This is a genomic window from Nocardioides sp. 31GB23 (assembly GCF_040012395.1).
Taxonomy (GTDB): domain Bacteria; phylum Actinomycetota; class Actinomycetes; order Propionibacteriales; family Nocardioidaceae; genus Nocardioides; species Nocardioides salarius.
In genome coordinates this window covers 1-9,717 of the sequence record NZ_JBDYKJ010000110.1, presented here as the reverse complement: position 1 = coordinate 9,717, position 9,717 = coordinate 1, and the positions used below count along the sequence as shown (strand labels likewise).

Below are 9,717 nucleotides of genomic sequence, written 5' to 3'. Positions count from 1 at the left end.
AACGGCGTGCGCCACATCAGGCCACGCTCAGCGACCCACGGAAGGGTCACAAGAGCCAGATATGGGCCGGGTCAGCGGGGGCGGAGGGCGAGGAGGGCCGCGCCGCGCAGGGTGGCGTCGGGCGCGCTCGCGCGGCGCACGTCGAGACCCAGCCGTTCGCCCAGGTCGTGGCAGAGCCGGTCGTCGACGCGGTCCTCGACGCGCAGCGAGGCGAGCTCGGGGGCCGCCTCGCGCACGCCGGGCAGCCACTCCGAGGACCTGTCGACGCCCGACGCGACCTCCAGCGCGAAGGTGTCGGCGCCGTCGGGGGAGCGCCACGCGGCGGTGGCGAGCACCTGCGCGGTGCGCAGCGGGCGCCGGTCGGTGGTGACCAGCAGGCTCGACGCGGCGTCGTCCCACGAGGCGTCGCCGGCGTCGAGGCAGCCCAGGCCGAGGTGCGCCGCGGACCGGTCGGCGACGAGGGCGGCGACGGGCAGCGACACGCCCAGGAAGGCGCGCGGGTCGGTGGTGGCGGCCCCGCCCCAGCTGGGCACGAGCTCGGGCAGCGCGTCCACGGGCACCCCGAAGAGCGAGCACAGCTCGCCCGACCAGCCGCCACCCTCGAGGTCGTGCAGGAGCGTGCGCGCGGCGTTGGAGACGTCGGTGACGTGCTCGAGGCCGCGGGTCATCCGCGCCACCAGGTAGGAGTCGACCGTGCCGACGGCGTAGCGGCCCTCCTCGACCAGCGCCCAGGTGCGCGGCTCGTGCTCGGCCAGCCAGGCCAGGGCGGGAGCGGCTCGACCGGGCTCGAGGCCCTGGCCCGTCAGCTCCTCGACCCGGGTCTCGTGGCCAGCTGCGCGCAGCGCCGCGCACACCTGCGTCGTACGCCGGTCCTGCCCGGCCACCGCCGGCCGCGGGGAGCCCAGCGTCTCGCGGTCCCACAGCAGCACCGTGTCGCGCTGGTTGGTGATCGCGACCGAGCCCAGCCCCGAGGCGTCGACGTGGCCCAGCACCCCGCGGACCGCGCCCAGCACCGCCTGCCAGATCTCGTCGGGGGCGTGCTCGACCTGCCCCGCCGCGGGCCGGTGCTGCGCCAGCTCGTGGTGACCCCGGGCCCGGACGGTGCCGGCGGCGTCGACGGCCGCGGCCGCGACGCCGGTGGTGCCGGCGTGGACCGCCAGCACGCAGGTGGTCACGCGGCGCCGCCGCGCACCACCGCCAGGATGCGCCGGTCGATCCAGGACAGGTCGGGCGCGACCCGCATCTCGTAGTTCTCGGTGCCGACCCAGGCGTGGAAGTCGCGGTGGCCGGCGTCGGCGGCGAAGCGCTCGAGCTCGGCCTGCAGCTCGGCGGTGACCGGCACCTTCTCCTCCTCGGTGGAGGCGGTCAGGTAGAGCTCGTTGAGGTCGAGCAGCCGGGCGAGCTCGACCACGGGGTCGGTGTGGTCGTCGACGCGCAGGTCGACCTCGATGTCGTCGAGCCCGCCGTAGCCGGCCTCGTCGCGCACCACCAGCAGCGCCGCCGACTGGCGCCCGCGGCGGTCGCCCCCGGCACGGTCGCCGGCGTGCAGCGCGGCGAGGAGCCGGGTGCCCAGCGGGGCCCCGGGGTCGGAGCCGAGGAAGGCCCGCTCCATCGCCTCGAGCACCTCCTCGCCCGCCAGCACGTTGCCCTGCAGCGCGTAGCCCTCGCCGCTGCGACCGCCCGCCCAGTCGAGGCAGGCCGGGCCGGTGTACGTCGCCGCCCCGCCGTCGACGTCGACGATGCCGACCTGGCGGTGGTCGCGGCCGTCGTCCTCCTCGAGCAGCCGCTCGAGGGCGACGGCGGCGGTGGCGCCCTCGTCGAGGTGCGAGAGGGCCAGCCCCTTGAACGCCACGTTGGCGTCGGCCTGGGTGGCGATGGCGCCCACCTGCGCCACGGCGGCCGGGACGGCGCTGCCGACGGCCAGGAACTTCGAGGCCACCGCCACCCCCCAGGACTCACCGTCGGCGGAGCGGGCCACGATCGAGAAGGTCATGCCGGGACTGTAGCGATCCTGGAACAGGTCCCCGGGTGCCGTACCGGGCTGTGAGGATGCCACGCGTGCCGCACACGACCTCCTGGGCCGAGCGCCTGGGCTGGCCCTCTCTCGGGGACCACCGCCGCTTCGTGACCGCCATCGCCATCGACGCGGTCGGCAGCGGCGTGTTCATGCCGGTGCTGGTGCTCTACTTCCTGGCCACGACCGACCTCGACCTGGTGCAGGTCGGCGCGGCCCTGTCGCTGGCCTCGCTGATCGCGCTGCCCGTCGGGCCGCTGCTGGGCGGGGTGGTCGACCGCTTCGGCGCGAAGTCGGTGCTGCTGGCCGGCAACGCCCTGCAGGGCCTGGGCTTCGTGGCCTACCTGGCCACCGAGTCGTTCGGCGCCGTCGTCGTGTGGACCGTGGTGGTCTCGCTGGGCCGCACCGCCTTCTGGGGCTCCTACGGCACCATCGTCGCGGCCATCTCGCGCCCCGGTGAGCGCGAGCGCTGGTTCGGCTTCCTGGGGGCGCTGCGCAACGTCGGCTTCGCGGTCGGGGGGCTGGCGGCCGGGCTCGCCATCACCGTCGGCACGCCGTCGGCGTACGCCGCCATCGTGCTGGTCAACGCCGCGTCGTACGCCGTCGCCTTCGTGCTGCTGCTCTCGGTGCCGCCCGCCGCCTCGGTCGGGCACCGGCCCGAGCCCGGCTCGTGGGCCACGGTGCTGCGCGACCGGCCCTACCGGCTGCTGGTGCTCGGCCAGCTCACCTTCGCCCTGGCGATGATGGTGCTCAGCGTCGCGCTGCCGGTCTACGCCACCACGGTGCTGGGGCTGCCGGGCTGGGTGACGGGCGTGGTCTTCACCCTCAACACGGTGCTGGTCGGGCTGGGGCAGGGCCTGGTGGTGCGCGCGATGACGGGCGCGCGCCGCTGGCGGGTGCTGCTGCTGGCCCACGTCACGTTCGTGCTCGGGTACGCCGCCATGCTGCTGGCCGGCGCGCTGCCGGTGGGCCTCGCGGTGGTCGCGCTGCTCCTCGGCTCGGTGGTCTACACCTTCGGGGAGCTGCTCGGGGGCCCGGTGCACGGTGCGCTGTCGGCCGAGGCCGCGCCCGAGCACCTGCGCGGTCGCTACCTCTCGCTGGTGCAGCTGTCGTGGAACGTCGCGGCGACCGTGGCCCCGATCAGCTTCGCGTGGCTGCTGGCCCGGGGCGAGTGGCCGATCTGGGCGGCGCTCAGCGGGGTCGCGGTGGTCGGTGCGCTGGTGGCGCTGCGGCTGGGCCGGGTGCTGCCGCTGGCCGACGAGCGGGTGGCGGCCCAGGCCGCCGAGGTGATGGTGGCCTGAGCCCGGCACGACTAGGGTCGGGGCATGCGAGTCGGAGTCCTGACCGGAGGCGGGGACTGCCCCGGCCTCAACGCCGTGATCCGCGCCGTCGTGCGCCGTGGGGTCCGTGACCACGGGTTCGAGCTGATCGGCTACCGCGACGGCTGGAAGGGGCCCCTGGAGGGCCTGACCATGCCGCTGGGCATCGAGGAGTGCCGCGGCATCCTGCCCCGCGGCGGCACCATCCTCGGCTCCTCACGCACCAACCCCTTCGCCATCGACGACGGCGTGGAGCGGATCCGCGCCAACCTGGCCAGCGACGGCGTCGACGCGCTCGTGGCCATCGGCGGCGAGGACACGCTGGGCGTGGCCACCAAGCTCGCCGACGCGGGCGTCTCGGTGGTGGGCGTGCCCAAGACCATCGACAACGACCTGTCGGGCACCGACTTCACCTTCGGCTTCGACACGGCCGTCAACATCGCCACCGACGCGATCGACCGGCTGCACACCACCGCGGAGTCGCACCACCGGGTGCTGGTCGTCGAGGTGATGGGCCGCCACGCGGGCTGGATCGCCCTGCACTCGGGCATGGCCGGCGGCGCGAGCGCGATCCTGATCCCCGAGCAGCCCTTCGACATCGACGCGGTCTGCGACCACGTGCAGACCCGCTTCGAGAGCGAGTACGCCCCCATCGTCGTGGTCTCCGAGGGAGCGGTGCCCAAGGACGGCGGCGACATGACGCTCTCGTCGGGGGAGAAGGACTCGTTCGGCCACGTGCGCCTCGGCGGCATCGGCGACCGGCTGGCCCACGAGATCGAGCAGCGCACCGGCAAGGAGGCCCGCGCGGTCGTGCTGGGCCACATCCAGCGGGGCGGCACCCCCACCGCCTTCGACCGCTGGCTGGCCACCCGCTTCGGGCTGCAGGCCGCCGACGCCGTCGCCGACGGCGACTTCGGCACCATGATGGCGCTGCGCGGCACCCGCATCGACCGGGTGCCGCTGCACGAGGGCACCGGCGAGCTCAAGACCGTCAGCCCCGCCGAGTACGCCGAGGCCGAGGTCTTCTTCGGCTAGGACGGCTGCCGGGGCGCCCGGGGCTGCCAGGCGCCGGGCTGCTCGTCAGTGCCCGGCGGAGACGTCGAGGTCGCGGGGCGCGAGCCGCGCCACGACCAGCGCCGCCACCAGCATCAGTGCGCCTCCGGCGAGCCCGGTCACGGCCAGCGCCTCGGTGAAGGCCTCCTGCGCCGCGACCAGCAGCGCGGCCCCGTCGGGCCCCGACCGCACGGAGATCTCGACGGCCCCGCCGACCGACTCCCGCGCGGCCGCCGCGTCGGCCGGCGACAGGGTGTCGAGGCCGCCCACCGGCAGCCCGGCCCGGTAGACCGCCGCGGCGAGGCTGCCCAGCACGGCGACGCCGAGCACCGCGCCGAGCTCGTAGCTGGACTCCTCGATGGCGGCCGCGCTGCCGGCGTGGTCGGCCGGGGCCGCCGACATGATGACCGCCGAGGCGACCGCGAGCGAGGCGGTGCCCAGCCCCACGAGGCCCAGCCCGACGGCGACACCGGCGTACGGCAGGGGCTGTGGCAGGACCCCGATGAGCGCGAAGCCCAGGCCGCCCGAGACCAGACCGCCCACGAGCACCGCGCGGGCGCCGGTGCGCGCGGCCACCGCGGGTGCGAAGGGGCCGGCCAGCACGCCGGTGACCGCGGCGGGGAGCAGGGCCAGGCCCGACTGCAGCGGCGACCAGCCCTGCACCAGCTGCAGCCACTGGCTGACCAGCAGGAACAGCGCCGCCATCGCGATGCTGGTGGCCAGCGCGGTCAGCACGCCCGCGCTGAAGCTGCGCTGGCCCAGCAGCCGCACCTCGAGCATCGGGTGGGCCAGGGCCAGGTTGCGGCGGGCGAAGAGGACGAGCAGGGCGAGGGCCAGCAGGAGCGCCGCGAGCGACAGCGCCTCGAGGCCGTCCTCGGCGAGCTGCTTGACGGCGTACACGAACCCGACCATGCCCAGCACCGACAGGACGACCGAGGCGGGGTCGAGGACCCCCGGCTCGGCCGAGCGGCTCTCGGGCAGCAGCAGTGCGGCGGCCACCAGGGCCGCGGCCATGACGGGCACGTTGACCAGGAACGCGGCCGGCCAGCTCCAGTGCTCGAGCAGCACCCCGCCGGCGATCGGACCCAGCGCGGCACCCACGGCCGCGGTCGATCCCCACACCCCGAGGGCGGTGGCCCGCTCGCGCGGGTCGGTGAAGAGCGTGCGCACCAGCGACAGCGTGGTCGGCATGATCATCGCGCCGCCGACGCCGAGCAGGGCGCGGACCGCGATCAGGCCCAGCGGCCCGGTCACCACGAGGGCACCCAGGGAGGCCAGCGCGAAGACGGCGAAGCCGCCCATCAGCATCCGGCGGCGTCCCCACCGGTCGGCGAGCACGCTGGCGGTGACCAGCAGCCCGGCCAGCGCCAGCGGGTAGGCGTCGACCATCCAGAGCAGCTCGACGGAGCCGGGCTCGAGGTCGCGGGTGATGGAGGGCAGGGCCAGGTTGAGGATGGTCATGTCCATCACGACCACCAGCAGGCTGGCGCTGAGCACCGCGAGCCCGGCCCACCGGCGGCGTCGGGAGAGCGGGGGCGCGGGCGACACGGGCGTGCGGATGTGGCTCATCGCGCGGACACCCCGTCCAAGAACGTGGAGACGACGATGTCCTCGAGCGGACGACGAGCGACGTCGCCGGCGCGCAGGGCGTTGCGCGAGCCGAGCATCAGGCCCCACACCGCGTGGCTGAGCCAGGCGGGGGGCAGGTCGCGGCGCAGCACGCCGGCCTGCTGCGCCGCGGCGTACAGCGCCACGTCGAGGCGCTCGAGGCCGGCCGCCCGCTCGACCAGCTCGGCCGAGTGGGACAGGAAGTGGTCGGTGAGCGCGAAGCCGAACTCCTCGGCGTCGACCACGCAGTCACGCAGGTGGGCCTCGACGCAGGCGCGCAGCCGGGCCGGGTCGCCCGAGTCGATGGCCGCCTGCTGCTCGCAGCGCTGCTGGGAGGCCTCCCAGCTGTCCAGGGAGGCGCGGCCGATCTCGGTGAGCAGGGCCTCGCGGGTGGAGAAGTGCCGGTGCAGCGTCGCCCGGGCCATGCCCATCCGGGCCGCGAGGTCGCCGAGGCTGAGGGTCGGGTCCTCGTTGAGGTGGCGGCGGGCCGCGTCGCGGGCCTCGTCACGAGGTGTCATGAGCACTCCCAAAGACAGATGTGTCGCAGATGAGACAGAAGTGTCTCATAGGCGGATGTGCCACGCCCCATCCGGGGAGCCCGCGCCGGTTTGAGCCGTCGACGGCGGAGGCACAGTGTCCTCACCAGGGCAGTGTCCTCACCGACCGCGGGGTCGCGCACCGGCTCTGGGCCGATCGAGGACCGGAGGACCCATGGCGACGCAGAGCCCCGCCGAGCAGGTGCACGACAGCGACCAGGGAGAGCTCAAACGGGCGATCGGGCCGCGGCTGCTGCTCTTCTTCATCGTCGGTGACATCATCGGCGCCGGCGTCTTCGCCATCACCGGCGACGTGGCCGGCGAGGTGGGGGGCGTGGCCTGGGTGCCGTTCCTGGTCGCTTTCGCGGTGGCCGCACTGACCGCGCTGTCCTACCTCGAGCTGGTCACCAAGCACCCGCAGGCCGCGGGTGCCGCGCTCTTCGTGCACAAGGCCTTCAACGTGCACTTCCTGACCTTCATCGTGGCCTTCGCCGTGGTCTGCTCCGGCATCACCAGCGCCTCGACCTCCTCGGGCCTGGTGGCCTCCAACCTGCTGGTCGGTCTCGACGGTCTCGTCGGGGGCGTGCCCACCGGCGACACCGCGACGCTGCTGGTGGCGCTGGGCTTCATGGTGCTGCTCGCGCTGGTCAACCTGCGCGGCGTCGGCGAGAGCGTGCGCTTCAACGTGGTGCTGACCTCGGTCGTGGTGCTCGCCCTCGGCGTCATCATCGCGATCGGCTTCTGGGCGATGGCCACCGACGGCGACGTCGGCCGGGTGGTGGTCTTCGAGTCGCCGGGGGAGAAGAACGTCTTCGCCGCGATCACCATCGCCACCACCGTGGCGTTCTTCGCGATGGTGGGCTTCGAGGACTCCGTCAACATGGTCGAGGAGGTCCAGGACCCGGGTCGCACCTTCCCGCGGATCATGCTGACCGGCCTGGGCGTCTGCGCGGTCGTCTACGTGCTGGTGGCCATCACCGTGGTGGTGGTGATCCCGCCCGGCGACATCACCGACCCCGTCAACCCCGAGGCGGGCATCCTGCTCGACGTCGTGCGGGTCGGGGCCCCCGGCCTGCCGATCGACGACATCTTCCCGTTCCTGACGGTCTTCGCGGTCGCCAACACCGCGCTGATCAACATGCTGATGGCCAGCCGGCTGATCTACGGCATGGGCAAGCAGGACGTGCTGCCGCGCTCGCTGTCGGCCGTGCTGCCCGGGCGCCGCTCCCCGTGGGCCGCGATCCTCTTCACCACCGCGATGGCGCTGGGCCTGATCACCTACGTGCGGCTGCGCTCCGACAGCGACATCGTCGTGGCGCTCGCCGGCACCACCGGGCTGCTCCTGCTCGCCGTCTTCACGGTCGTCAACATCGCCTGCCTGGTGCTGCGCCGCGACACCCGCACCGAGCCGGTCTTCCGCGCCCCGACCTGGGTGCCGTACGTCGGCGCCGCCACCGCGGCGTTCCTCGTGGGTCCCTGGGCGCGCAACGAGGACGACCACATCCAGTACTCCATCGCCGGCGTGCTGCTGCTGATCGGGGTGGCGCTGTGGGTGCTGACCTGGGCCACCAACCGCGGTGTGCGGGCCCAGCGCACCGGGTTCCGCGACATCGACAGCCTCGAGGAGCAGTAGCTCGATCGGCGTGCGCGGCGTGGGTCGGGACACACCCCGTCCCACGCGCGGACGACGAATCGGAGGGCCGGCGGCGCCGGACGTAGGCTGGTGCGGTGAGCGCCATCCCCGACCTCGAGAGCCTGCACGCCCGCGGAGCGGCCCAGCAGCCGTCGTACCCCGACCGCGCGGCGGTCGACGCCGCCGTGTCCCGGCTGCGCACGATGCCGCCGCTGGTCTTCGCCGGTGAGTGCGACGACCTGACCGACAAGATCGCCGCGGTCACCCGCGGCGAGGCGTTCCTGCTGCAGGGCGGCGACTGCGCCGAGACCTTCGCGGGCGTCACCGCCGACAACGTGCGCAACAAGCTGCGCGTGCTGCTGCAGATGGCGGTCGTGCTGACCTACGCCGGCTCCGTGCCGGTGGTCAAGGTGGGCCGCCTCGCCGGCCAGTACGCCAAGCCGCGCTCCTCCGACAACGAGACCCGCACCGTCGACGGGCAGAGCGTCACGCTGCCCGCCTACCGCGGCGACGCGGTCAACGGCTTCGAGTTCACCCCCGAGTCGCGGGTCCCCGACCCGCAGCGCCTCGTCGACGTCTACAACGCCTCGGCCGCCACGCTCAACCTGGTGCGCGCCTTCGTGACCGGCGGCTACGCCGACCTTCGCCAGGTGCACACCTGGAACACCGACTTCGTGCGCTCCAGCCCGATCGGGCAGCGCTACGAGTCGATGGCCGCCGACATCGAGCGCGCGCTGACCTTCATGAAGGCCATCGGCGCCGACCCCGACGAGTTCCACCGCGTCGACTTCCACTCCAGCCACGAGGCGCTGGTGCTGGAGTACGAGCACGCGATGACCCGCATCGACTCGCGCACCGAGGCGCCGTACGACGTCTCGGGCCACTTCGTGTGGATCGGCGAGCGCACCCGCCAGCTCGACGGCGCCCACGTCGAGCTGCTGAGCAAGATCCGCAACCCCATCGGCGTCAAGCTCGGCCCGACCACCACGGCCGACGACGCGATCGCGCTGGCGGCCAGGCTCAACCCCGACAACACCCCGGGCCGGCTGACCTTCATCACCCGCTTCGGTGCTGGCAAGATCCGTGACGGCCTGCCCGACCTCGTCGAGAAGGTGACCGCGGCCGGGCTGCAGGTCGCGTGGGTGTGCGACCCGATGCACGGCAACACCTTCGAGGCCTCCTCGGGCTACAAGACCCGCAAGTTCGAGGACGTCATCGACGAGCTGCAGGGCTTCTTCGACGTGCACCGTGCGCTGGGCACCTGGCCCGGCGGCATCCACATCGAGCTCACCGGCGACGACGTGACCGAGTGCGTCGGCGGTGGCGAGGAGCTGGCCGAGGTCGACCTCGGCAACCGCTACGAGTCGGTCTGCGACCCGCGCCTCAACCGGGTGCAGTCGCTCGAGACCGCGTTCCTCGTGGCGGAGATGCTGCGCAAGGCCTGAGTACGGCGACCCGGCGCCAGTTCCCGGAACTGGCGCCGGCTCGCGGTCAGGCGGTGACCCAGGACTCACCGGCCAGCACCGAGGCGACCGGCCCGGAGACCTCGACACC

General features: G+C 73.9%; 8 protein-coding genes. 4 read left to right on the top strand and 4 right to left on the bottom strand.

The genetic code is table 11. The features are described from left to right. Positions 1-71: 71 nt before the first annotated feature. Both ABKW28_RS22065 and ABKW28_RS22060 read right to left on the bottom strand, forming a co-directional pair. On the bottom strand, positions 72-1,175 hold the full coding sequence (locus ABKW28_RS22065; RefSeq protein ID WP_348613325.1) for an FGGY family carbohydrate kinase: 1,104 nt from the start codon (positions 1,173-1,175) through the stop codon (positions 72-74). After that, positions 1,172-1,993: a DUF1028 domain-containing protein gene (locus tag ABKW28_RS22060; protein ID WP_348613323.1), complete on the bottom strand. Its 822-nt coding sequence runs from the start codon at positions 1,991-1,993 to the stop codon at positions 1,172-1,174. The genes ABKW28_RS22065 and ABKW28_RS22060 overlap by 4 nt, the downstream gene beginning before the upstream one ends. 65 nt (positions 1,994-2,058) lie before the next feature. Between ABKW28_RS22060 and ABKW28_RS22055 the strand changes: the two genes are divergently transcribed. Both ABKW28_RS22055 and ABKW28_RS22050 read left to right on the top strand, forming a co-directional pair. After that, positions 2,059-3,315, top strand: a complete 1,257-nt coding sequence (locus tag ABKW28_RS22055; protein ID WP_348613321.1) for an MFS transporter — start codon at positions 2,059-2,061, stop codon at positions 3,313-3,315. Between the two features lie 24 nt (positions 3,316-3,339). Then, positions 3,340-4,368 (top strand): 6-phosphofructokinase, encoded by a 1,029-nt coding sequence (locus ABKW28_RS22050; RefSeq protein WP_193670405.1) that lies wholly within the window; start codon positions 3,340-3,342, stop codon positions 4,366-4,368. Positions 4,369-4,413: 45 nt separating this feature from the next. On the opposite strand, the gene ABKW28_RS22045 is transcribed toward ABKW28_RS22050, so the two are convergent. Further along, a complete protein-coding gene (locus ABKW28_RS22045) occupies positions 4,414-5,955 on the bottom strand; it encodes an MFS transporter (protein WP_348613319.1) in 1,542 nt (513 codons plus the stop codon). Then, entirely contained in the window at positions 5,952-6,512 is a 561-nt protein-coding gene (locus ABKW28_RS22040) for a TetR/AcrR family transcriptional regulator (RefSeq protein ID WP_193670403.1), read from the bottom strand. Before ABKW28_RS22040 ends, ABKW28_RS22045 begins: the two co-directional genes overlap by 4 nt. Positions 6,513-6,705: 193 nt before the next feature. Between ABKW28_RS22040 and ABKW28_RS22035 the strand changes: the two genes are divergently transcribed. Both ABKW28_RS22035 and ABKW28_RS22030 read left to right on the top strand, forming a co-directional pair. Further along, positions 6,706-8,163: an APC family permease gene (locus ABKW28_RS22035; RefSeq protein WP_193670402.1), complete on the top strand. Its 1,458-nt coding sequence runs from the start codon at positions 6,706-6,708 to the stop codon at positions 8,161-8,163. Positions 8,164-8,258: 95 nt separating this feature from the next. Beyond that, positions 8,259-9,608: a 3-deoxy-7-phosphoheptulonate synthase class II gene (locus ABKW28_RS22030; RefSeq protein ID WP_348613318.1), complete on the top strand. Its 1,350-nt coding sequence runs from the start codon at positions 8,259-8,261 to the stop codon at positions 9,606-9,608. Positions 9,609-9,717 lie beyond the last annotated feature (109 nt).